Consider the following 21919-nt stretch of genomic DNA (forward strand, 5'->3'; position numbering starts at 1 on the left):
GCTCAGTTTGCCGAACGGTTGCGGCGGCGCGTGTGGCGAGGCGGAGAAGGGTTGCGGCGCCGCCGGTTTCCGGGCGTGTCGCGTTCCGGCGGGGCGTCGGCCGGGGGCGGTGTGGCGGGATCCGGGACGGGGCGGCCGGAGGGTTCGCGGGCTCCGGTGAGGGCGGCGAGCGCGCGGTCGCCGGGGCGGACGCGGAGTTCGGCCGGAGCGATACCGAGCGCCGCGACGAGGCGGTCCATCTCGGCGCGGTCGTCGTCGGTGACGAGGGTGACGACGGTGCCGGTCGCCCCGGCGCGGCCCGTGCGGCCGGTGCGGTGCTGGTAGTCCTTGGGTTCGGCGGGCGGATCGACGTGCACGACCAGCGAGATGCCGTCGACGTGGATGCCGCGGGCGGCGACGTCGGTGGCGACCAGCACCGAGGCCGCGCCACGCGCGTAGGCCGACAGCGCCCGATTGCGCTGATTCTGCGATTTCCCGCCGTGCAGCTCGGTCGCCGCGACCCCGGCCTCCCGCAGTCGCCGGGCCAGCTTCTGCGCGCCGTACTGCGTGCGGACGAACAACAGCGTCCGCCCCTCGCGCGCGGCGATCTCGGCAACAACCTTGTACTTGTCCGCCTTACGCACGGACAGCAGGTGGTGGTCGATCGCGGGATTCGCTGCCGGGGCCTGTGATTCGGTGGCGGCGATGCCCCGTTGCGGCGAATCGGGCTGCGCCACCTGTGAACCGGCCGCATTGTGCTGCGTCGCCGGTGAATTGGGTTGGGCGCCAAGTGGCTCAACGGCGTCGTGCGGCCCCGCATGCGAGTCGGGTTGGGTGGTCTGTGAATCGGCCGTGTTGTGTTGCGGGGAGAGGGAGTTGTCCCGGCCCGCGTCCCGGCCGACCTGCGAGTGTGGTGTCGGTCCAGTGGGGGCGGGAAGCGCGTGCGGGGCCGCGGCGAGGTTGTCGGGGAGATCTGCCGCGTGTACCGAATGTGTCACCGGTGCACGGAGATACCGCTCGACGAGGGTGTCCACGACTTCGTCGAGGGTGGCGGAGAACAGGAGGTGCTGGCAGTCCTCCGGTACCCGGTCGAGCAGCGCGGTGACCTGGTCGAGGAAGCCCAATTCCGCCATGTGGTCGGCCTCGTCGACGGTCGCCACCCGCACCGCGTCCAGGCGCACGGCGTCCTGGGCGACCAGATCGGTGAGGCGTCCCGGCGTGGCGATGAGCACGTCGACGCCGCGGTCCAGCCGGGACTTCTGCCGCTTGATGGGCACGCCGCCGACGGCGGATCCGAGCCGGACGCCGAGCGCGAGCGCCGGTTCGTCGAGGGCCTGCTCGATCTGCAGGGCGAGTTCGCGGGTCGGTGCGAGGATCAGCCCGCGCGGCCTGCGGGGCGCCGCCGCCCCGCGCATCACCCGGACCAGCAGCGGCAGCCCGAAGGCCAGCGTCTTACCGGAACCCGTTGCGGCCCGGCCCAATACGTCACGCCCCGCGAGAATGTCGGGGATGGCCGCGGCCTGGATGGGGAAGGCGGTCTCGAGTTCCGCGCGGCGCAGCGCCTGCACCAGGGCCACCGGGAGGCCCAGCTCCGCGAAGCGGATATCAGGCGGCACTGAACAACCGGCTCAGCTCGACCAGCCACGGAATCGCGACCGCGAGGGTCGGCACCACCAGGATCGCGGCGGCCGCCAGATAGGCCGCCGCGGCGACGCGCAGATCGCCGAGCGGACCGGCCAGCCGCTGGATCCGGATCAGCGTGGTGGGCCCGCCCACGGCCATGGCCCCTTGCGGCGCGGTCGAATTCGAGCACGCCACCAGCGCGCGGGCCAGCGGCGTCGGGCCGGTGACCTTCACCGCGGAATCGTCGGCCAGCAGCTCGATCAGCAGCTTCACCGCATCCAGCGCGGACTTGCTGCGCACGAACCGCGGGAACGCCTCGTGTGCGGCGGTGAACGCCTCCAGCACCAGGTCGTGGCGGGCCCGCAGATGCGAGCGCTCGTGGCTGACGATCGCCTCGAGCTCGGAGACGGACAGGTTGGCGAAGGTGCCCTGGCTCAGCACCACGCGCTGGCGCAGGCCGGGCAGGCAGTAGGCGATCGGCTCGCTGGCCGCGAGCACCCGGATATCGCTGGCCCGGCGCTGGGTGTATTCGGCGCCCTGGTCGAGCAGGTCGACGAGCATCCGGTGCCGCGCGCGGCGGCGGCGCGTGTGCACGCCCACCCGGACCGCCGCGTAGATGAGGCGCGCGCCGACCAGCAGGGTGAGGGCGAAGACGATGACGTAGGCGAGCCACAGCGGCAGGCCCAGCGCGTCGATCTCCCGCGTGGGCGAGGTGGTGGGGCGTCCGTTGTGGCCGGGCACCAGCAGCTCGCTGGCGATGGCCAAGCCGGAACCGAAGGCGCTGAGCACGGCGGCGAGCGCCACCGCCTGCCACAGCACCAAGGCCGCCCGCGGGGTCCGGAACGGCCATCGGGCTCGGCTGAGCAGGGCCGGTACCGGTCCCGCGAGAAGCAAAGCGAGACCGGCGAAGACCGGCGCGGTTGCGTTCATGCTCAGCTCACTGCGTTGTGGGGCCAGGGCCCGAGATCGCGGCGCTCCCGCTGGTAGTCGTCGACTGCGTGGCGACGACCGGAGCGCCGCAGCAACTACTGCGGCGGGGCGACTCCCTTGTCGTCGGACGCGGTGCGCGCGGCCTCGGTTGCTTCGAGCTTAGCGAGTGCTTCCCGCAATGCGGCAGCCCCGTCGTCTCCGACCTGTTCGACGAAGTGCACGAGTGCTGCCTGCCGACTGCCGACCTCGTCCGCCTGCTGCAGCGCGTCGACCATCAGACTGGCGACGAGTTCGTCGCGGCTGTGCACCGGCGCATAGCGGTGGGCGCGGTCGTCACGCTGCTGGACGACCAGGTTCTTCTTGGCCAGACGCTGCAGGACCGTCATCACCGTGGTGTACGCGAGCTCGCGGCGCGCTGCGAGGGCCTCATGAACCTGCCGGACCGTCTGGGGTTCTTCGGCCGACCACAACTGGTCCATGACCGCTTTCTCGAGTTCACCAAGACCTGCCATCCCACCAGTTTACGGAGACAACGACACAAATGCGTACTACAGATCGTCGTAACCGGTCGATAGCTGTGTGGGATTTTTCATACGGGCACGCCGGCTGCCGTTATCCCGCGGTCCGCGCGGGGAGGACGTGGCGGGTTCCGATCGGCACGATCATCGGCCGCCCGGAGACCGGATCGTCCAGCACGCTGGCCTCCAGGCCGAAGACCTCGCGCAGCAGATCGGCATCGATGATGTCGGCGGGCGCGCCCTGCGCGACGATCCGGCCGTCCTGCATGACGACCAGCCGGTCGCTGTAGCGAATGGCGAGGTTGAGGTCGTGCAGCACCATCACCACGGTGCGGCCCAGTTCGTCGTGCAGCCGGTCGACCAGGTCGAGGACCTCGAGCGAATGCGCGAGGTCCAGGTAGGTGGTGGGCTCGTCGAGCAGCAGGATGTCGGTGCCCTGCGCGAGCGCCATGGAGATCCAGGCCCGCTGGCGCTGGCCGCCCGACAGCTCGTCGAGGGTGCGGTCGGCGAGGTCGCCGATGCCGGTCTGGGCGAGCGCGGCGGCGACCTCGGTCTCGTCGTCGGCCGACCACTGGCGCAGCCAGGACTGGTGCGGGTGGCGGCCGCGTGCGACGAGATCGGCGACGGTCAGCCCCTCGGGGGCGACGGGGGTCTGCGGCAGCATGCCCACGATCCGCGCGACGTCGCGGGTCTTCCAGTCGGCAATCGCCTTGCCGTCCAGCAGGACTCGCCCCGCCCGCGGGCGCAGCAACCGGCCCAGCGCCCGCAGCAGGGTGGACTTGCCGCAGCCGTTGGGGCCGATGACAGTGGTGATCACCCCGGGCTCGATATCCAGCGACAGGCCGTCGACCACGACGCGGCCGCCGTAGCCGAGCGTGACGTCCTCGACGGTGAGGCGATGGGGGGTGGCGGTCATGCGAGGGTCGCCTTCCGGTTCGTGCGCACGAGCAACAACAGCAGGAACGGGCCGCCGAGGGCGGCGGTGACGATGCCGACCGGTAGGTCGACAGGCACCACGGTACGCGCGATGACATCCGCGCCGACCACGACGACCGCGCCGACCAGGGCCGATCCGAGCACGGGTTCGCCGGGCGTGCGCAGCAGTCGGCGTGCGATCTGCGGGCTGGCGAGCCCGACGAAGGCGACCGGTCCGACCGCGGCGGTGGCCAGCGCGGCGGCGATGACGGCGGCCCCCAGCAGCAGCCCCTGCTGGGCCTGCAGCCGGACGCCCAGCGCCCGCGTGGTGTCGGTGCCGAAGCGCAGCGCCGCGAGCGTGCGTGCCGACCCGGCGGTGACCGCCAGCACCAGCGCGAGCCCGATCGCGGCCGGGACCGCGCGGGTCCAGTCGGCGCCGTTGAGCGAGCCGGTCAGCCACATCTGGGCGCGGCTGGCGTCGGTGAGGGTGGCGCGGGTGAGCAGCCAGCTGACGCCCGACAGCAGCAGGGCGTTGATCCCGATCCCGATGAGCACCAACCGCATTCCGGTGGTGCCCGCCGCGCCGTCGCCGGTGCGTCCCCACGCCAGCACATAGATGGCGACGGCCGTGAGCAGCCCACCGGCGAGGGCGGCGAGGGGGACGCCGATCGCCGCGGCGGCGCCCGCGGTCGCGCCGCCGGTTCCGGTCACCGCCGCGACGGCGGCGAAGCTCGCGCCCGAGGTGATGCCGAGCAGGTCCGGGCTGGCCAGCGGGTTGTGCAGGATCGACTGGGTGACCGCGCCCGCCAGGCCCAGCGCCGCGCCCGCGATGACGGCGGTGACGGCCCGCGGCAGCCGCGACTCGAAGATGATGAACCGCTGCGACCGCGTGCCGCCGCCCGTCAGCACGTCGAATACCCGCCCCAGCGGAATGTGGTACTCGCCGATCGCGATATCCAGTGCGAACAAACCGATCACCGCGACCGCGAGCCCGATCACGGTGAGCAGCATCGTGATTCGCAGCACGGCGGAGAAGGGGCCGACCCGGGCGGCGGGCCGGACGCGGGAGAGTGTCGGAACGGTCACAGCCCCACCATCTTCCGGCGTCGGACGAAGGCAATGAAGAACGGTGCGCCGATCGCCGCCAGCACGATGCCGGTCTGGAGCTCCCCGGGCCGGGCGACGATGCGGCCCGCGATATCGGCCAGCAGCAGCAACAGCGCGCCGAGCAGGCCCGAATAGGGAAGCAGCCAGCGATTGTCCGGGCCGGTGACCAGGCGCGCGATATGCGGGACCACCAATCCGAGGAACGAGATAGGACCGACCGCGGCGGTGGCGGCGCCGGTGAGCAGGACGACGGCCGCGAGCCCCAGTGCTCGGTTGCGGCCGACGTTCACGCCCAGCCCGCGGGCCACATCCTCGCCGAGTCCCAGCGCGTTCAGGCCGGGCGCGGCCACCAGCGCGAGCAGCGTCCCGAGCGCGAGGAACGGGAGCACCTGCTTCAGCACGCTCACATCGTGGCCCGCGACGGTGCCGACGACCCAGAAGCGGTAGGTGTCCAGCGCCGCCGGATCCAGCAGCACGACGGCATTGGTCAACGCGGTCAGCAGCGCGGTCACCGCCGCACCGGCGAGCACCAGGCTCAGCGGGCTCGCCGTGCCGCCGCCGACCGACGAGACCCCGAAGACCACCAGCCCCGCGATCAGCGCACCCGCGAAGGCGAACCAGATGTACTGGTCTGGCCGGGTGAGCGCGAACAGATGAATGGACAGCGCGGCCAGGAACGCCGCGCCCGCATTGAGGCCGAGTAGCCCGGCATCGGCGAGCGGATTGCGGGTGTAGCCCTGGATGAGCGCGCCCGCGATGCCCAGTGCCAGCCCGGTGACCAGCGCCAATCCGGTGCGCGGCAGCCGTAGTTCTCGCACGATCTGGTCGGCGGGCGAACTCGCCGGGCAGCTCAGCGGCCAGCCGCCGGGGCAGGTGAGCGCGTGGTACACCGCGTCCAGCGAGAGCGACCGTGCCCCCACGGCGATCCCGGCGACCATGGCGAGCAGCAGTAGGAGCGCCAGGATCAGCAAACCCGCGACGCGGCGCCGTTTAAGGGTGACTGCAGCGGGCACGGCGACGAATAACTCCTGACGTGATTCGATTCATTGCTCGGTAAGTCTGGTAAGCCTAACCTATCTTCCGTTTCGGCCCGCATTGCCAACCGATGAGGAGGTTCGATGTCAGAACCGATGACCGCCAGCCCGGCCCGCCGCTCCGACGAGGCATTCGGCTACGCCTGTACCCGCCTGCGCGGACTGCAGCCGGAGCATCCCCGCGTCTACGCCGTGGCCGCGATGGCCGATCAGGGGAGACGGCGGTGGTGGCGGTTGGCCGACGGGGTGCGCGAGGGGCGCATCGAGGTGATGTACCGGCGGCACGCCGCCGAGATGATCAGCGCCGACATCGCCGCCGAGGTGGTGGCGACGGCATTGATCCACGCCGTGGTCGGCCGGGTGGTGGCGCTGCTGGTGGCGGAGGGCCGGGCGTGGGATCCGGGCCTGGAGAACCTGTGGGTGCACACCGACAACGACGGCGGCATCGACTGGGCGGGCCTGTCCGACACCACGATTCGCGTGATCGACGGCGACCGCCTGGCGGGGCGGAGCGGTGTGGTCACGCTGCCCTGTGAGCGGGCGATGTACGTGTGGCTGGCGCACCGCTGCGAGGCCGCGCTGGTGCTGGTGCAGCACGCCATGCTGCGCTGCGCGGGCCTGAGCGCGCGGCGGTTCTGGGCGCTGGTCGGCGAGACGATCGTCGGCGCGGCGACCTACGTGCCGGATCTGGCCCGCACCTCCTCGACGGTCGGTGCCCGGCGCGGGCAGGCGCTGCTGGCCGCGATGGAAGAACGCGGGATGCCGGTACGTCGCGCTTGCCTTGTTAGGTAAGGCTGACCTACACTCATACTCGGCGTTAGGATCCGCGAGAGTCCCGAGGGCTGCGGTCGACTCCCGATCCACTGCCGCGGCGGGTCCCATCTCCCGGATGGGACCCGCCGCTTTCATCTCGGCGGTCTCGTGTAAATGTTGAGTTCATGACGCAAGATCACGCGGCGGAGAGCTCGTCGTACGCGGATATGACGCCGGAAATGATGACCAGGCTCAGCGAGGGAACGTTCACCGATCTGATCGGTCTGAAGTACATCGAGCTGAGCCCGGACCGGATCCGTGCCGAATGGGTGGTGAGCCCGCAGCTTCATCAGCCGTACGGCATCGTGAACGGCGGCGTGTACTGCACCGTCATCGAGTCGCTGGCCAGCGTCGGCGGCGCCGGGTGGTACGGCGACCGAGGTCAGGTGGTCGGGGTGAACAACAGCACCGACTTCCTACGCGCCGTGCGCGAAGGCGTGCTGCGCGGGGAGGCCACGCCGATCCACCGCGGCCGGACGCAGCAGCTGTGGCAGGTGGTGATCACCGACGAGCAGGATCGGACGGTCGCGCGGGGTCAGGTGCGGCTGCAGAACCTGCCCAAGGCCTCCTGAGCCTGCCGCCGTAGGCCGTGCCGTGCGGCGCGCGCCCGGCGCGCCCGTGCCAGAATGTCGCCCACGAACATGCCGCCTCGAACCCGGCCCGCCGGGAACGCGCGGCTCGTCCTGGTGACAAGGAGGTCGCCGGGCGCACCATCCGATTCGCCCGAGGAGCACGCATGCGATTGTCGCCGCATGAGCAGGAACGACTGATGCTCAGCTACGCGGCCGAGCTGGCTCGCCGCCGGCAGCAGCGCGGACTGAAGCTCAACCATCCGGAGGCGGTGGCGGTCATCACCGATCACGTGCTCGAGGGCGCCCGCGACGGCCGGACCGTGGCCGAGCTCATGGCGTCCGGCCGCACCGTGCTGGCCCGCGGCGACGTCATGGACGGGGTGCCCGAGATGATCCACGACGTGCAGGTCGAGGCCACCTTCCCGGACGGCACCAAGCTCGTCACCGTGCACCACCCGATCGGCTGAGGCGGCGATGGCAGAGCACAGTACCGGCGTCGTCCCCGGTGAAATCCTTTATGCCGCAGAGCCCGTCGAGATCAACGCGGGTGTGGTGCGGATCGAACTCGATGTGGTCAACACCGGGGACCGGCCGGTGCAGGTCGGCAGCCACGTGCACTTCCCGCAGGCCAATACCGCGCTGGAGTTCGATCGCGAGGCCGCGCACGGCCATCGCCTCGACATCCCCGCCGGAACCGCCGTTCGCTTCGAACCCGGTCTGGCGCAGCGGGTTTCGCTGATCCCGCTGCGCGGTTCCCGCGAGGTGTACGGCATCAGCCTGAACGCGCCGGGGCCGCTGGGCACGCCGCGGCCCGGGCCGGCGTCCACCGAAACTCTGGACGGGACACTATGAGTGAGCTGACACGCGCCCGCTACGCCGAACTGTTCGGTCCGACCGTCGGCGACCGAATTCGCCTGGCCGACACCGATCTCCTGATCGAGATCACCGAGGACCGCAGCGGGGGACCGGGTTCGGCGGGGGACGAGGCGGTCTTCGGCGGCGGCAAGGTGCTGCGCGAATCGATGGGGCAGGCCCGCGCCACCCGCGCCGAGGGCACCCCCGACACCGTCATCACCGGCGTGGTGATCGTGGACCACTGGGGAATCATCAAGGCCGACGTCGGAATTCGGGACGGCCGCATCTGCGCCATCGGCAAGGCCGGTAACCCGGACATCATGGACGGGGTGCACCCGGATCTGGTGGTGGGCCCGTCGACGGAGATCATCGCGGGCAACGGGCGCATCGTCACCGCCGGCGCCATCGACTGTCACGTGCACTTCATCTGCCCGCAGCTGCTCGAGGAGGCGCTCGGCGGCGGCATCACCACCATGATCGGCGGCGGCACCGGACCGGCCGAGGGCAGCAAGGCCACGACCGTCACGCCCGGATCCTGGCACCTGGGCCGCATGCTGGAGGCCACCGACGGGTGGCCGGTGAACATCCTGCTGCTGGGCAAGGGCAATACCGTGCGGCACGACTCGCTGTGGGAGCAATTGCGCGGCGGCGCAGGCGGATTCAAGCTGCACGAGGACTGGGGGACCACCCCGGCGGCCATCGATGCGGCGCTCACCGTCGCCGACGCGGCGGGCGTGCAGGTGGCGCTGCATTCGGACACGCTGAACGAGGCGGGGTTCGTGGAGGACACCCTCGCGGCGATCGCGGGCCGGGCCATCCACTCGTATCACACCGAGGGGGCGGGCGGCGGGCACGCGCCCGATATCATCACCGTCGCAGCGCATCCCAACGTGATGCCCAGTTCGACGAATCCGACCCGGCCGCACACCGTGAACACCCTCGACGAGCATCTGGACATGCTCATGGTGTGCCACCACCTGAATCCGGGGATCCCGGAGGATCTTGCCTTCGCGGAGAGCCGGATCCGGCCGTCCACCATCGCCGCCGAGGATCTGCTGCACGACCTCGGCGCGATCTCGATGATCGGCAGCGATTCGCAGGCGATGGGACGCATCGGCGAGGTGGTGATGCGGACGTGGCAGACCGCGCACATGATGAAGCGCCGCCGCGGCGCGCTGCCCGGCGACGGCGCCGCCGACAATCTGCGGGTGCGGCGCTATATCGCGAAATACACCATCGCCCCGGCGGTTACGCACGGCCTCGACCACGAGATCGGTTCGGTCGAGGTGGGCAAGCTGGCGGATCTGGTGCTGTGGGAGCCCGCCTTCTTCGGCGTGCGCCCGCACGCCGTGCTGAAGGGCGGCGCGATCGCGTGGGCGGCGATGGGCGACGCCAACGCCTCCATCCCGACCCCGCAGCCGGTGCTGCCGCGGCCCATGTTCGGCGCGGCCCCCGTCGTGGCCGCGGGCACCTCGCTGCACTTCGTCTCCGAGCAGGCGATCGAGGACGGCCTGGCCGACCGGCTGCGGGTGAACCGGAGACTGGTGCCGGTGGCCAACGTCCGCAAGCGCACCAAATCCGACCTGCCGCACAACGACGCCATGCCACGCATCGAGGTCGACCCCGACACCTTCACCGTCCGCGTGGACGGCGAGGTCTGGGCCGAGGACCCGGCCACCGAACTGCCCATGGCCCAGCGCTACTTCCTGTTCTGAACCTCGATGCGCCCCTGGGCGTCTGCTGAGCTGCGGGTTCGCCCCTGAACTCGGTGGCGCGCCCCGGGCCCGCTGTGGTGTCATGGCGCGATGACCTCTGGTGCGTTGCTCGGCTTCGTTGTGATCACCTCGCTGGCCGTCATGACACCCGGGCTGGACACCATGCTGGTCTTGCGGAGTGCCGTGCTGGGCGGGCGGCGGCGCGGGCTGGCGGCGGTGGCGGGGATCAGCATCGGGTGCCTGGTATGGGGGACGGCGAGTGTGCTCGGGCTGACGGCGCTGCTGACCGCGTCGCGGCTCGCCTATGACGTGGTGCGCTTCCTGGGTGCGGCCTATCTGCTGTGGCTCGGCGGGTCGGCGCTGTGGAAAAGCCTGCGGCGCAACAGCGATGCGGCGCCGCCGGAATCCGAGGTGGCCGCGGTGGCGAGCAGTTGGGCGGCGTTGCGCGCGGGACTGCTGACCAATCTGCTCAACCCGAAGGTCGGCGTCTTCGCCATGAGCCTGCTGCCCCAGTTCCTGCCCGCGGGCGCCCCCGCGTGGGGCGCGCTGCTGGTCGCGATGCACATCGGTATCGGCATCGTGTGGTACTCGGTGCTGACATCCCTTGCGGTGCGGGCGAAGTGGCTGCTCACCCGGGCGGCGGTGAAACGCTGGCTGGACCGGGTCACCGCCACGGTCCTGATCGGTTTCGGCATCAAGCTGGCGACCGACGGGACCTGACGGTGGCAGACTGGCCGGTATGACGAATGCCGAATGGGGTGCGGTCGACCGGTATCTGGTGGACACGATGGTGGGGGACGGGGATTCCGATGTGTTCCAGGAGAATTCGGCGGCGGGATTGCCGTCGATCGATGTGTCGCCACCGCAGGGGAAGTTCCTGCACCTGATCGCGGTGTCGACGGGGGCGCGGCGCGTGCTGGAGATCGGGACGCTGGGCGGGTACAGCACGCTGTGGCTGGCCCGGGCGGTGGGGCCCGAGGGGCGGGTCGTCACCCTGGAGTACGCGCCCGAGCACGCCGAGGTGGCCCGGAAGAACCTGGACGGCAAGGGCGTCGGCGACCGGGTGGAGATCCGCGTCGGCGCGGCGCTGGACAGCCTGCCGGTCCTGGCCGAGGAGAATCCGGACCCGTTCGACCTCGTGTTCATCGATGCCGACAAGATCAACAACTCGAACTATGTGCGCTGGGCGCTGCGGCTGACCCGCAAGGGGTCGGTGATCATCGTCGACAATGTCGTGCGCAACGGCGGCATCGCCGCGGCGGACTCCGCCGACGCCGCCGTGCGCGCCAGCCGCGAGGTGCTCGAACTGCTCGCCGCGGAGCCGCGGGTGGACGCGACCGCGCTGCAGACCGTCGGCGGCAAGGGCTGGGACGGTTTCGCCTACGCGGTCGTCACCGGCTGACCGTCAGTCCCGCTGCCCGCCGAAGGCCATGAGCGCCACGGTGGCTCCGGCGGGGTCGGCGATGACGGCGATCCGGGACGGGCCCGGCATGTCGGCGGGTTCGCTGATCGTCTTTCCGCCCAGTTCGGCGGCCCGGGCGACCGTGGCGTCGCAGTCCGGCACGTGGATCGTCATCGCCCAGAACGGGGCCGGTTCGCCCGGCCGGGCCGCCGCGGCGCCGCCGAATTCACCACCGTCGCTGCCGGTGGTGAGCGCCTGGTACGGCTTGTCGACGGCGGTTTCCCAGGCGGCGTTGCGGTAGATCCAGCCGAGCACCGTCGCGTAGTGCGCCATCGCGTCGGCGGGGGCGCCGACGGCCGTGTACTGCACCCAGCACGGGTTGTTCGGCTGGGACCAGCGCTCGGTGCCGGGGTGGCCGGTCAGGTGGGCGATGCCGTAGCCCGCGCCGTCGGGGTCTCCGAGGATGGCGAACTCGAGTTGGCCGGGGACCTCGGTGAATTCGCAGAACGTCGAGGCGCCGGCGGCGGTGGCGGCGGCGACGGTCGCCCGGACGTCCGCGACCGCGAAGTACGGCAGCCACATCGCGGGCTTGACGTCGCCGTCCGGTGCCGTGGCCGACGCGATGCCCGCGACCTGCGCACCGCCCTGCCGCAGGACGGTGTAGTGGCCGTTCTCGGCGCCGGTGTCCTCGGCGGTCCAGCCGAACAGGCCGGTGTAGAACTCGGCGGCGGCGGCGATATCGGGTGCGGTGACATCGAACCAGCAGGGCGCGCCCGGGTCGAAACCAGAAGGCATGACAGTCTCCTCGGGTTGTGCGGGCCGCCGGAGATGCGCCCCGCGAAGCACGTGCACCGGTGTAGACGGAGCGCGCCGCGCCGATTCATCGGTGCGAATCGGCGGCGAAACCGTCACACAGGGCCGCCAGCCCCGTCTGCAGCATCCGCTCCGGATTCAGCAGATCGCCGCCGCCGGTGCCCTCGAGGGGCGCCAGCGCGGGCGGTGTCGGCCAGCACGGGGAACCCTCCAGCAGGGCGGTGAGCCCGGAGACCTCCTCCTGCTCCCCGTCGCGCTTGGCCAGCATCGCGGCGCTGACCTGCTGCAGTGCGATGCCCGCGATATAGCTCCACACCGACAGCGACATCCGCGTGGCCTGTCGGGGATCGTCGGTCAGCTCGCCGAAGCCCTCCACCAGCCACGCCAGGCAGGCCAGGCTGTGCGGGCCGAAGTTGTAGCGCGGCACCGCGAAGGTGAACAGCACCCAGGGGTGGTCCTGGTACAGCTGCCAGTCGATCTCGGCGGCGATGCGGACGCGGTCGCGCCACGTCCACTCCGGGTGCGGCGGCGGATACGGGTCGCGCCGCGCCACCTCGTCGGTCATCTCCGCCAGCAGGGCGTCCTTGTTGGGCACGTGGCGGTACAGCGACATCGCGCCCACGCCCATCCGATCGGCGATCCGCCGCATCGACAGCGCGTCCAGGCCGTCCTCGTCGGCGAGTGCGATGGCCGCGTCGACGATGGCGGCGCGGGTGAGCTTGGGGTCCGTCACCGATAACTCGCTTTCGTTTTACGGGCCGGGTGCGTACGCTGTACCCAGCTGTTGAGCGTACGTCGTACGCGTGATTCGAAGGATAGGTGATGGTGGGTCTCGACACCCGTGCGACCACGACTCCGCGCCGCGCCTGGCTGGGCCTTGCAGTGCTCGTCCTGCCGGTGCTGCTGGTGTCGATGGATATGTCGGTGCTCTTCCTGGCGATGCCGACGCTCACCGAACACCTGGATCCCTCGGCCTCCCAGCAGCTCTGGATTCTCGACATCTACGGCTTCATGATCGCCGGTCTGCTGATCACCATGGGCAACCTGGGCGACCGGATCGGGCGGCGCAACATCCTGCTGGCCGGGGCGGCGTTGTTCGGTATCGCCTCGGCGCTGGCGGCGTTCGCGCCGAGCGCCGGCGTGCTGATCGCGGCGCGGGCGCTGATGGGAATCGGCGGCGCCACCCTGCTGCCGTCGAGCCTGGCGCTGATCACGAGCCTGTTCCCGGACCCGCGCACCCGCGGTACGGCGATCGGCGTGTGGACGGCGTTCTTCGCGGGCGGGTCCGCCGTGGGCCCGATCATCGGCGGCATGCTGCTGCACGGCTTCTGGTGGGGTTCGGTATTCCTGATCAACGCGCCCGTGGTCCTGGTCCTGGTGCTGGCCGGGCCGTTCGTGCTGCCCGAGCATCGGGCGGCCGGGCGGGGGCCGCTGGATCTGATCAGCGTGGCGCTGTCGATCGGCGGCATCCTGCCGACGGTGTACGCGGTGAAGCAGGCGGCCGCCGAGGGGATCGACGCCGAGGTGTTGATCGCGGGCGTCTTCGGCGTGATCGTGCTGGTGCTGTTCGTTCGGCGGCAGCGACACCTGGCCGAGCCGCTGCTGGATCTGGCGCTGTTCCGGCGCGGATCGTTCTCCGTGGCAATCGGTTCCAGCACGATCGGCATGATGTCGCTGGCCGGGATGAGCTATATGACCAGCATCTACCTGCAGTCGGTGACGGGGCGGGACGTGCTGGAGGCGGCGCTGCTCGGCATCCCGATGGCGATCGCGGTGTTCGTGCTGTCGATGAGCGGCGCGCGGGTGGCCCAGTGGCTGGGTGTGCGGACGTCCTTCGTGCTGGCGTTGTGCGCGGCCGCCGTCGGCAACCTGATGCTGCTCGGCGTCGGCGTGGACGGCGGAATCGGGTGGTACATAGCCGGTTCCACGATCGCGGGCCTCGGGTACGGCGTGGTCTTCACGCTGGTGTCGGAGGTGGCGGTGTCGTCGGTGCCGCCCGAGCGGGCGGGCTCGGCGGTGGGAATCTCGGAGACGAGTTTCGAACTGGGCAATGCGCTGGGCCTGGCGCTGCTGGGTTCGCTTGCGGCGCTGGTGTTCCGGTCCGGCGGCGACTTCGCGCCCACGCTCGGCGAGACCCTCGTGCAGGCGGGCGGGGACGCCGGTCTGGTGCATGCGGCGCGCGAGTCGTTCGTGACCGGCATGCATGTCGCCATCGGGGTCGGCGTGGCGCTGCTGCTGGTGATGGCGGTGATCGCGATGCGCGCGGCGCGGCCCGGACGGACCGATGCGGGCTCGGCGGCGCGTGTCGCGGAGGCGGCGGACGCCGGGGTGAGCTGATCCCGCGGCCGGCCCACGGAATGCGTTGTGGGCAGCCGCAGTCCGCGGGATTGCGATCCGGTGACGATTCCTGCCGGAGATCAAGGTGAGCGCACTACAGTCGACCTGTGACCGATAGCACGTCCAATGGTCGTCCGCTGGCCGAGCGGGTGGCGACGCGCTTGCTGTACCCGACCTCCCGGCCGCGGGACCGGGCGCTGCGCGAGGCCGTCTCCGGCAAGGTGGTGCTGGTGACCGGCGCCTCGCACGGCATCGGGAAGTGGACCGTGCGCAAGCTCGCGGCCGCCGGTGCGGTGGTGCTGCTGGTGGCGCGGTCGCTCGAGGATCTCGAGGAGGTCGCGGCCGAGATCGCCGCCGACGGCGGCGTGGCCCACGTCTACCGCGCAGACCTGACCGATATGGCGGCCACCGACCGGCTCGCCCGGGAGATCCTCGCGACCCACGGGCACGTCGACGTCGTGATCAACAACGCGGGCAAGTCGATTCGGCGCGCGATCGACCGGTCCTACGACCGGTTCCACGACTTCACCCGCACCATCGACGTGAACTATCTCGGCCCGGTGCGGCTGCTGCTCACGCTGCTGCCGAGCATGCGCGAACGCAAGCAGGGGCATATCGTCAACATCTCCACCTGGGGGCTGCGGATGCCGCCGGCGCCGCGCTGGGCGGCCTACGGCGCCTCGAAGGCGGCCTTCGACCAGTGGCTGCGGACCGTCGCCACCGAGATCGCGAGCGATAACGTCCACACCACCTCGGTGTACATGCCGCTGGTGCACACCCGCATGAGCGCCCCGACGAATTTCGGCAGCATGCCCGGTCTCACGGCCGAGGAGGCGGCCGACGTGGTCTGCCACGCCGTGGTGGCCAAGCCGGTGGAGATCTCCCCGTGGTGGAGCGGTCCGCTGCAGGCGTGGACCGATCTCACCCGGGGCCCGGCGCAGCGCTTCATGTCCCGCAGCTTCCGCCGCTGAGTGCTGTCGCCCGCGGCGGCCGTTGCCCGCAGCGCGGTTGTCGGCGTGGCGCGGCAGCACGCCGAATGTGCTGCGGGCGAACGCGGGTGGTTACGGGATCAGCACGACTTTTCCGGTGGTGGCTCGGGTTTCGAGTGCGCGGTGCGCGGCCGCGGCCTCGGCGAGCGGGAATCGCTGGACGCCTGGGCGGAGGCGGCCGGATGCGGCCTTCGCGAGGGCGGTGGTTTCGAGGTTGCGGATGCCGCCCGCGCGTTCGAGCATCGGCGGGCCGAGGACATACTTGTCGGTGATCTCGCGTTCGGCCAGGAACCTCTCGTCCAGCTCGACCTGTTCGCCGCCGCTCCAGCCGAACACCAGCCGGGTGCCGCCCTTGCCGAGCAGATCGATGGCGGCGCGGGCGATCTCACCGCCGACGCCGTCGAACAGCAGGGCCGCGGGTCGTTCGCCGAACCGCTCCCGGACCGTATCGGCCCATCCCGGCTGCCGGTAGTCGAGGGCGAGGTCGGCGCCGTTGGCGGCCACGAGATCGGCCTTGGCCTGCCCGCCCGCCAGCCCGACCACGGTGAGCCCGTTGTTCTTCAGGTGCTGCACCAGCAGCGTGCCGATGCCGCCGGCGGCGGCCGTGACGACGGCGATATCGCCGGGTACCAGCGTGGCGAACTGCAGAATCCCGAACGTGGTCCGGCCGGTGCCGATCATCGCGACGGCCGCGGCCGGATCGAGCCCGTCCGGAAGTGCGTGCAGCTGTTCGACTCCGGTGACGGCGAGCTCGGCGTACCCGCCCGGCACGGGACCGAGATAGGCGACAACCGCTGTGCCGAGCCACTTCTCATCGACACCGGGCCCGATCCGGTCGACGACACCGGCGACCTCCCGCCCGGGGACGGTCGGCAGTTCCGGCGGCGGAAACGGCCCCGGTCGACCGCTGCGGATCGCCGTATCGACGAAATGGACTCCGGCCGCGGCCACGTCGATGCGCACCTGTCCGGCGCCCGGCTCCGGATCCTCGAGGGTCTCGTAGCGCAGGTTCTCGGCGGGGCCGAACTCGTGCAGTCGAATCGCATGCATGGGCATCATCCTGCAACCTTCACTTGGGTTCAGGTCAATCGCCCGGCCTGTGCGCTGGGCCACCGTGGTCCGGTGCGACTCGTGCCGCCGTGGATCCCGGCGCCGCCGGGTGCATAGGATCGGGGAGTGCGAGAGCGGGAAGTGCGGCGATGAGTCTGGCGGTATTGCTGACGCTGGCCGACTCGCGGCTGCCCATCGGGGGGCATGTGCATTCCGGCGGGGTCGAGGAGGCGATCTCGTCCGGGCTGCTGCGCGACGTGGCGTCGGTGGAGGCCTACCTGCTGCGGCGGATTCGCACCTCGGGCCTGGTGTCCGCATCGCTGGCCGCCGCGGTGTGCGGCGGGGAACTGACGCCGGGACGCGCGGAGCTGGAAGCCGACGCGCGCACCCCGGCGCCCGCCGCGCGCACGGCCTCGCGAGCCCAGGGGAGAGGGCTGCTGCGCTTGGCGAAGCAGGTATGGCCAGGCGGCGACTGGTCCGCGCTCGGCACCCGACCGCACCTGTCGACGGTGTTCGGTGTGGTGGGCACCGTGGCGGGGGCGACGCCCGACGAGATCGCCGGGGTCGTCGTGTACACAACCATGACGGGTGCCGCGACCGCGGCGCAGCGGCTGCTGGCCCTGGACCCGGCGGCCGTGGCGGCCTGCACCATCCGGCTCGCCGAATCCTGCGATCGGACCGCGGCGGAAGCCGTGAAAGGCCTTGCGGCGCTGTCCGACCCACTACAGGACGTGCTCGCCGAGCGGCACCTCCGGCGCGAGATGCCGCTGTTCGCTTCCTGAGCGGCCGCGGGGTTGCCGGGAGGCGGGTAACACGGGGTTTACACGGGTCGGTCAGGATGGGTCGGAAAGGAGTGACCATGCCACCACATCTGATCGACGGTGAACCGCACGACCACGGTCACGACCGCCCGAAGCGGGAGCGCACCCCGGGCGAGCCGCTGCGGATCGGCGTCGGTGGTCCCGTGGGATCGGGCAAGACCGCCCTGGTGGCGGCGCTGTGCCGGCAGTTGCGCGAGGAGCTGTCGCTGGCCGTGCTGACCAACGACATCTACACCACCGAGGACGCCGACTTCCTGCGCCGTCACGCCGTGCTGCCGGACGCGCGGATCACCGCGGTGCAGACCGGCGGGTGCCCGCACACCGCGATCCGTGACGACATCACCGCCAACCTCGACGCGATCGACGACCTGATCGAGGCGAATCCGCCGCTGGACCTGATCCTGGTGGAGTCCGGCGGCGACAACCTGACCGCGACGTTCTCCTCCGGCCTGATCGACGCGCAGATCTTCGTGGTCGACGTCGCCGGTGGCGACAAGGTGCCGCGCAAGGGCGGTCCCGGCGTCACGTTCTCCGACCTGCTGGTGATCAACAAGACCGATCTCGCGCCGCAGGTCGGCGCGGATCTCGGTGTGATGGACCGGGATTCCACCGCCGTGCGGGAGGGCCGCCCGTTCGTGTTCTCCTCGCTGACCGACGATCCGGCCGCCACCCCGGTGCTGAACTGGGTGCGCGAACAGCTGCGCGCCGCGGCCGCACAGGACGCCGCCGCGGTTGCGCACTGAACTGCGGATCCGGGCCCGGGCCGGGGCGCTGCCGCACATCCACGCCACCGGCGGGTTGTCGGCGCGGTGCACCGGCCCGGCCACCGTGCACCTGATCGGCACGGCCGCCACGCCGCTGGGCGGCGACGAGCTCGATATCGCGATCGTGGTGGAGCCGGGCGCCCGGCTGTCGGTGCGCTCGGTGGCGGCGACGATCGCGCTACCCGGGCTGCGGACGCGAAAATCGGTGGCGCACTGGCACCTCGAGGTGGGGTCGGGCGCCGAGCTGGATTTCGACCCCGAGCCCACCGTGGTCGCGGGCGGGGCCGAGCACGAGACGATCACCACCGTCGCGCTGGCCGACGACGCCCGCGTGCGGATGCGAGAGCGGGTGCAGATCGGCCGCACGGGTGAGGATATCGGCGGGTGGCGAGGCGACCTGGTCGCCGACATCGACGACGTCCCGCTGCTGCGCCACCGCCTCGCGCTGGGCGCCGGTGCCGTCACCGACGACGCGCTCTCGGCGCCGCGGGCGTTGTCGAGCGTGCTCACCTATCCGGACGAAAGACCTTCGGGAACACTCGGATTGGATGCGGCACTGCTGCCCCTGGCGGCCGGTGGCTCGCTCTACACCTGGGTGGGACGGCGCCTGTCGGCGGAGTCGGCCGATCCGCTACCGCTGCGGGATTCGGCGGCCTGATGTGCCGGTGCCGCCTCGTGTGCCCGGGATACGATGGCGGCCTGCGCTTCCCGAAGGATTGAACTGAGCCGATGGACGACTATTACGATCTCGGCGGGTATTCCCGTGCCGTCACCACCGACTCGCCCCGGGCGCAGGTCTGGTTCGATCGCGGGCTGCTGTGGCGCTACGCGTTCAATTACGAAGAGTCCGTGCGGTGTTTCCGCCGCGCGGTGGAGCACGACCCCGGCTGTGCCATGGCCCACTGGGGGATCGCCTACGCGTACGGCCCCTATTACAACCGGCCGTGGGACGACTTCACCGCGGGCGAACTGACCGACACGCTGGCGGACATCCGCGCGGCGATCGATACGGCGGTCGGGCTCGCGGCCGCCGCGACACCGGTCGAACGTGCGCTGATACGCGCCCTGGCACAGCGCTATCCGGTCGTTTCGGATCCGTCCCGGGACGTCTTCCGGGCGTGGGAGGACGCCTACGCGACGGCCATGCGCGCGGTGTACGCCGAATTCCCCGACGATCTCGACGTCTGCGTGCTGTTCGCGGAGGCCATGATGAACCGCACGCCGTGGGACCTGTGGGATCTCGACGGCGGCGTGCCCGCCGAGGGCGCCGATACGCTGGAAACGGTTGCGGTACTGGAGCATGCGCTGCGGCTCGACACGCAGGCCGACCCACCGAACCCCGGCGTGCTGCACCTCTACATCCATGCGATGGAGATGTCGCCGCACCCCGAGCGCGCGCTGCGCGAGGCCGACGCGCTGCGCGAGGCGGCACCGGATGCGGGGCACTTCCTGCACATGCCGTCGCATATCGACATCCTGTGCGGTGACTACCATGCGGCCGTGGTCGCCAACGACCGCGCGATCGCCGCCGACCGCCGATACGTGGAGCGGGAGGGGGCCTTCAACTTCTACACCCATTCGCGCTGCCACGACTATCACCTGAAGCTGTACGCGGCCATGCTGCTCGGGCAGTACGAGCCCGCGCTGCGGGCGGCGGTGGAGATGGCCGACACCATCCCCGAGGAGCTGCTGCGGACGGCGACGCCGCCGATGGCCGACTGGCTCGAGGGTTTCGTGCCCATGAAGCTGCACGTCCTGGTCAGGTTCGGGAAGTGGCGGGAGATCCTCGACGAACCGTTCCCGGACGATCCCGAGCTGTACCTGATCACGACGGCGACGCTGCACTATGCCAAGGGCGTCGCGCACGCCGTGCTCGGCCGGACCGACCTGGCCGCGGAGGACAGGAAGCGGTTCGAGCAGGCCCTCGCGCGGATTCCCGTGCGGCGCAAGTTCTTCAACAACCGCTACACCGACATCCTCGGTATCGCCGCGCGCATGCTGGCGGGCGAAATCGACTATCGGAACGGCGAATTCGACAGCGCCTTCACCCATCTGCGGGCGGCGGTCGAACTCAACGACATCCTGCCGTACGACGAACCGTGGGGCTGGATGCAGCCGCCACGTCATGCCCTGGGCGCGCTGCTGCTCGAACAGGGCCGGGTGGCGGAGGCGCTCGAGGTCTACGAGACCGATCTGGGGCTGGCGCCCGCCGCCACGCGTGCGGCCGTGCACCGGGACAATGTCTGGAGTCTGCTCGGCTACGTGGAGTGCCTGCACCGGCTCGCCCGCCACGACGATGCGGCGCGCGCGCAGCACCGCCTCGACTTGGCCCTGGCCCGCGCCGATCCGGAACTGCGCGTGTCGTGCTTCTGCCGGTTGGACGCACCGCCGCAGGAGGCCTGCTGTCCGGTCGAGGAGGCGACCGGCTGCGGCCACTAGCCGGAAATACGGAGGGCTGTACCGGAATGCGGTCGTTGCCGCGCCCGGGTTCGGGGCGGGAAGCGGGCGTCGTCGGCCGGTCCCCGCCCCGTGCGCTCGCGGAGATCAGTCGCCGACGACGCGCGGTGGTGCGTTGAACGAGTTGACCGCGCCGACCGCGGCACCCGCGGCCGCGCCGATGGCGGCCGCCGGCACGGTGATGACACCCGCGCCGAACGCCGCACCCAGTGCGGGCCCCGCGACGACGCCGACCGGCACGAACGGCAGGCCGACCACGAGCCCGACCGCGCCGCCGACCAGTCCGGAGGTCAACGCGAACGGGGCCGCCGTGGCGGCGCCGGCGAGCGCACCCACCGCGGCGGAACCGACGGTCTGGCCCGCGATGCGGTCGGAGCGGCTGCGCTCCATGCCGACCGAATCCAGGAACGTCGCCAGGTTCGCCTCGGCCTGGGCGGCGTTGTCGTTGATCTGGATGGCCTGCTCGCGGTCGATGAAGCCCGGTGCGTCGACCTGAACGTCGCCGAAGCGGAACTTGCCCGGCGGCGGTGCGATCGGCGGTACCGGCGGCACCGGAGCGGGTGCGTGCAGCACGCCGACCGGTGCCAGATAGTTCTTGTCGGGCATCGACCGGGCGGTCTGCAGCGAGCTGAGCGTGCTGTCGGGGATGTTCAGGCCCTCGTAGGGCTGGACGTTGGGCGCCTCACTGGCCGGCCACTGCGGCGCTTGGTCCTGGTGCGTCGCCGGGCTCGGCTCGGCGGGTGCGGCGTTGGCGGTCCCGGTTCCGACGACCGCCAGCACTAGGGGGATCGCACCCGCCGCGACGGCGTTGCCCACCCGGTGGCGATGCGGATTCGGCGCTCTATGTTTGCCTGCGGCCATAGCGACCTTTCTTCCGGCGAGTATCGACGATCAACATTCGGATCCGCGGCGTGGGTGGATTGGTCGAACCCGCGACTCGCCGGAAGGTTCGGCATAGCCATGGCATAGCTGAATTGGGACGAATCACCAAGGGGGACAAAGCGAAGAGCCGGAGCCATTGATGACGGCCCCGGCTCTTCCATGAGCACTGATCACTACGTGATTGCTGGCTCCACGGTCCGAGTCTCTCCGCCGGGGGCGGCCACATCGTTCAGCGCGCCGACCGTCGCGTCGTCCTCCGCGACGCCGCTCGCGGCATCGTCGGCCTGGGTGGCGGGCGCCAGGACGCCGTTGAGCGCGCCCACTCCGGCGCCGACGGCGGCGC

At 71.1% G+C, this 21919-nt stretch carries 23 protein-coding genes; 13 read left to right on the forward strand and 10 right to left on the reverse strand.

Going from position 1 to position 21919, the window contains the following annotated elements:
- Window positions 1-2: 2 nt before the first annotated feature.
- The 6 genes from NM1_RS41340 to NM1_RS20665 form a co-directional block, all read right to left on the reverse strand.
- Window positions 3-1595 (reverse strand): DEAD/DEAH box helicase, encoded by a 1593-nt coding sequence (locus tag NM1_RS41340; protein WP_246010719.1) that lies wholly within the window; start codon window positions 1593-1595, stop codon window positions 3-5.
- On the reverse strand, window positions 1585-2532 hold the full coding sequence (locus NM1_RS20645; protein ID WP_068022066.1) for a M56 family metallopeptidase: 948 nt from the start codon (window positions 2530-2532) through the stop codon (window positions 1585-1587). Before NM1_RS20645 ends, NM1_RS41340 begins: the two co-directional genes overlap by 11 nt.
- A 95-nt stretch (window positions 2533-2627) precedes the next feature.
- Window positions 2628-3044 carry a BlaI/MecI/CopY family transcriptional regulator gene (locus NM1_RS20650; protein ID WP_068022069.1) on the reverse strand — a complete coding sequence of 139 codons (417 nt, stop codon included), beginning with the start codon at window positions 3042-3044 and terminating at the stop codon, window positions 2628-2630.
- A gap of 100 nt (window positions 3045-3144) precedes the next feature.
- Entirely contained in the window at window positions 3145-3966 is an 822-nt protein-coding gene (locus NM1_RS20655; RefSeq protein WP_068022073.1) for an ABC transporter ATP-binding protein, read from the reverse strand.
- Window positions 3963-4976 carry a FecCD family ABC transporter permease gene (locus NM1_RS20660; protein ID WP_084519843.1) on the reverse strand — a complete coding sequence of 338 codons (1014 nt, stop codon included), beginning with the start codon at window positions 4974-4976 and terminating at the stop codon, window positions 3963-3965. Before NM1_RS20660 ends, NM1_RS20655 begins: the two co-directional genes overlap by 4 nt.
- Window positions 4977-5047: 71 nt before the next feature.
- Window positions 5048-6085, reverse strand: a complete 1038-nt coding sequence (locus tag NM1_RS20665) for a FecCD family ABC transporter permease (RefSeq protein ID WP_068022077.1) — start codon at window positions 6083-6085, stop codon at window positions 5048-5050.
- Between the two features lie 105 nt (window positions 6086-6190).
- Between NM1_RS20665 and NM1_RS20670 the strand changes: the two genes are divergently transcribed.
- The 7 genes from NM1_RS20670 (at window position 6191) to NM1_RS20700 (ending at window position 11463) form a co-directional block, all read left to right on the forward strand.
- Window positions 6191-6898 (forward strand): hypothetical protein, encoded by a 708-nt coding sequence (locus NM1_RS20670; RefSeq protein ID WP_068022080.1) that lies wholly within the window; start codon window positions 6191-6193, stop codon window positions 6896-6898.
- Window positions 6899-7086: 188 nt separating this feature from the next.
- The gene (locus NM1_RS20675) at window positions 7087-7491 is read left to right on the forward strand and encodes a PaaI family thioesterase (RefSeq protein ID WP_068022179.1); all 405 of its coding nucleotides are present in this window, start codon (window positions 7087-7089) and stop codon (window positions 7489-7491) included.
- A 164-nt stretch (window positions 7492-7655) separates the two neighbouring features.
- Complete coding sequence (locus NM1_RS20680) at window positions 7656-7958, forward strand: urease subunit gamma (RefSeq protein WP_068022082.1); 303 nt, start codon at window positions 7656-7658, stop codon at window positions 7956-7958.
- 7 nt (window positions 7959-7965) lie between these two features.
- Window positions 7966-8343 carry an urease subunit beta gene (locus NM1_RS20685; RefSeq protein WP_068022084.1) on the forward strand — a complete coding sequence of 126 codons (378 nt, stop codon included), beginning with the start codon at window positions 7966-7968 and terminating at the stop codon, window positions 8341-8343.
- Window positions 8340-10061 carry an urease subunit alpha gene (locus NM1_RS20690; protein WP_068022090.1) on the forward strand — a complete coding sequence of 574 codons (1722 nt, stop codon included), beginning with the start codon at window positions 8340-8342 and terminating at the stop codon, window positions 10059-10061. The genes NM1_RS20685 and NM1_RS20690 overlap by 4 nt, the downstream gene beginning before the upstream one ends.
- A gap of 90 nt (window positions 10062-10151) precedes the next feature.
- Window positions 10152-10781, forward strand: a complete 630-nt coding sequence (locus NM1_RS20695) for a LysE family translocator (protein WP_068022093.1) — start codon at window positions 10152-10154, stop codon at window positions 10779-10781.
- 19 nt (window positions 10782-10800) lie between these two features.
- Window positions 10801-11463, forward strand: coding sequence for an O-methyltransferase (locus NM1_RS20700; RefSeq protein ID WP_068022100.1), 663 nt, complete (start codon window positions 10801-10803; stop codon window positions 11461-11463).
- A gap of 3 nt (window positions 11464-11466) precedes the next feature.
- Here the strand turns inward: NM1_RS20700 and NM1_RS20705 are convergent, their stop codons facing one another.
- Complete coding sequence (locus tag NM1_RS20705; RefSeq protein ID WP_068022102.1) at window positions 11467-12258, reverse strand: VOC family protein; 792 nt, start codon at window positions 12256-12258, stop codon at window positions 11467-11469.
- Window positions 12259-12343: 85 nt separating this feature from the next.
- The gene (locus NM1_RS20710) at window positions 12344-13009 is read right to left on the reverse strand and encodes a TetR/AcrR family transcriptional regulator (RefSeq protein WP_068022105.1); all 666 of its coding nucleotides are present in this window, start codon (window positions 13007-13009) and stop codon (window positions 12344-12346) included.
- An 89-nt stretch (window positions 13010-13098) separates the two neighbouring features.
- Between NM1_RS20710 and NM1_RS20715 the strand changes: the two genes are divergently transcribed.
- Both NM1_RS20715 and NM1_RS20720 read left to right on the forward strand, forming a co-directional pair.
- Window positions 13099-14613, forward strand: coding sequence for an MFS transporter (locus tag NM1_RS20715; RefSeq protein WP_068022108.1), 1515 nt, complete (start codon window positions 13099-13101; stop codon window positions 14611-14613).
- Between the two features lie 107 nt (window positions 14614-14720).
- Entirely contained in the window at window positions 14721-15584 is an 864-nt protein-coding gene (locus NM1_RS20720) for an SDR family NAD(P)-dependent oxidoreductase (RefSeq protein WP_246010717.1), read from the forward strand.
- A 90-nt stretch (window positions 15585-15674) separates the two neighbouring features.
- Here the strand turns inward: NM1_RS20720 and NM1_RS20725 are convergent, their stop codons facing one another.
- Window positions 15675-16652, reverse strand: coding sequence for a zinc-binding dehydrogenase (locus NM1_RS20725; protein ID WP_068022181.1), 978 nt, complete (start codon window positions 16650-16652; stop codon window positions 15675-15677).
- Between the two features lie 149 nt (window positions 16653-16801).
- Between NM1_RS20725 and NM1_RS20730 the strand changes: the two genes are divergently transcribed.
- From NM1_RS20730 to NM1_RS20745, 4 genes are all read left to right on the forward strand, one after another.
- Entirely contained in the window at window positions 16802-17434 is a 633-nt protein-coding gene (locus NM1_RS20730) for an urease accessory protein UreF (protein WP_068022113.1), read from the forward strand.
- Window positions 17435-17511: 77 nt separating this feature from the next.
- Complete coding sequence (ureG, locus tag NM1_RS20735) at window positions 17512-18216, forward strand: urease accessory protein UreG (RefSeq protein ID WP_068022184.1); 705 nt, start codon at window positions 17512-17514, stop codon at window positions 18214-18216.
- Window positions 18206-18895, forward strand: a complete 690-nt coding sequence (locus NM1_RS20740) for an urease accessory protein UreD (RefSeq protein WP_068022114.1) — start codon at window positions 18206-18208, stop codon at window positions 18893-18895. The genes ureG and NM1_RS20740 overlap by 11 nt, the downstream gene beginning before the upstream one ends.
- Window positions 18896-18966: 71 nt before the next feature.
- Entirely contained in the window at window positions 18967-20676 is a 1710-nt protein-coding gene (locus NM1_RS20745) for a tetratricopeptide repeat protein (protein ID WP_068022118.1), read from the forward strand.
- A gap of 105 nt (window positions 20677-20781) precedes the next feature.
- Here the strand turns inward: NM1_RS20745 and NM1_RS20750 are convergent, their stop codons facing one another.
- On the reverse strand, window positions 20782-21555 hold the full coding sequence (locus NM1_RS20750; RefSeq protein WP_068022121.1) for a hypothetical protein: 774 nt from the start codon (window positions 21553-21555) through the stop codon (window positions 20782-20784).
- Between the last annotated feature and the right edge of the window lie 364 nt (window positions 21556-21919).

It is taken from the genome of Nocardia mexicana NBRC 108244, from assembly GCF_001613165.1.
Lineage (GTDB): Bacteria > Actinomycetota > Actinomycetes > Mycobacteriales > Mycobacteriaceae > Nocardia > Nocardia mexicana.

What these genes read in the sequence shown, in the direction of transcription:
- NM1_RS20655 (WP_068022073.1), bottom strand. Translation starts at nt 3,966, where the DNA reads ATGACCGCCACCCCCCATCGCCTCACCGTCGAGGACGTCACGCTCGGC.
- NM1_RS20695 (WP_068022093.1), top strand. Translation starts at nt 10,152, where the DNA reads ATGACCTCTGGTGCGTTGCTCGGCTTCGTTGTGATCACCTCGCTGGCC.
- NM1_RS20715 (WP_068022108.1), top strand. Translation starts at nt 13,099, where the DNA reads ATGGTGGGTCTCGACACCCGTGCGACCACGACTCCGCGCCGCGCCTGG.
- NM1_RS20685 (WP_068022084.1), top strand. Translation starts at nt 7,966, where the DNA reads ATGGCAGAGCACAGTACCGGCGTCGTCCCCGGTGAAATCCTTTATGCC.
- NM1_RS20660 (WP_084519843.1), bottom strand. Translation starts at nt 4,976, where the DNA reads ATGCTGCTCACCGTGATCGGGCTCGCGGTCGCGGTGATCGGTTTGTTC.
- NM1_RS20645 (WP_068022066.1), bottom strand. Translation starts at nt 2,532, where the DNA reads ATGAACGCAACCGCGCCGGTCTTCGCCGGTCTCGCTTTGCTTCTCGCG.
- NM1_RS20725 (WP_068022181.1), bottom strand. Translation starts at nt 16,652, where the DNA reads ATGCATGCGATTCGACTGCACGAGTTCGGCCCCGCCGAGAACCTGCGC.
- NM1_RS20675 (WP_068022179.1), top strand. Translation starts at nt 7,087, where the DNA reads ATGACGCCGGAAATGATGACCAGGCTCAGCGAGGGAACGTTCACCGAT.
- NM1_RS20690 (WP_068022090.1), top strand. Translation starts at nt 8,340, where the DNA reads ATGAGTGAGCTGACACGCGCCCGCTACGCCGAACTGTTCGGTCCGACC.
- ureG (WP_068022184.1), top strand. Translation starts at nt 17,512, where the DNA reads ATGCCACCACATCTGATCGACGGTGAACCGCACGACCACGGTCACGAC.
- NM1_RS20670 (WP_068022080.1), top strand. Translation starts at nt 6,191, where the DNA reads ATGTCAGAACCGATGACCGCCAGCCCGGCCCGCCGCTCCGACGAGGCA.
- NM1_RS20730 (WP_068022113.1), top strand. Translation starts at nt 16,802, where the DNA reads ATGAGTCTGGCGGTATTGCTGACGCTGGCCGACTCGCGGCTGCCCATC.
- NM1_RS20705 (WP_068022102.1), bottom strand. Translation starts at nt 12,258, where the DNA reads ATGCCTTCTGGTTTCGACCCGGGCGCGCCCTGCTGGTTCGATGTCACC.
- NM1_RS20750 (WP_068022121.1), bottom strand. Translation starts at nt 21,555, where the DNA reads ATGGCCGCAGGCAAACATAGAGCGCCGAATCCGCATCGCCACCGGGTG.
- NM1_RS20745 (WP_068022118.1), top strand. Translation starts at nt 18,967, where the DNA reads ATGGACGACTATTACGATCTCGGCGGGTATTCCCGTGCCGTCACCACC.
- NM1_RS20680 (WP_068022082.1), top strand. Translation starts at nt 7,656, where the DNA reads ATGCGATTGTCGCCGCATGAGCAGGAACGACTGATGCTCAGCTACGCG.
- NM1_RS20700 (WP_068022100.1), top strand. Translation starts at nt 10,801, where the DNA reads ATGACGAATGCCGAATGGGGTGCGGTCGACCGGTATCTGGTGGACACG.
- NM1_RS20650 (WP_068022069.1), bottom strand. Translation starts at nt 3,044, where the DNA reads ATGGCAGGTCTTGGTGAACTCGAGAAAGCGGTCATGGACCAGTTGTGG.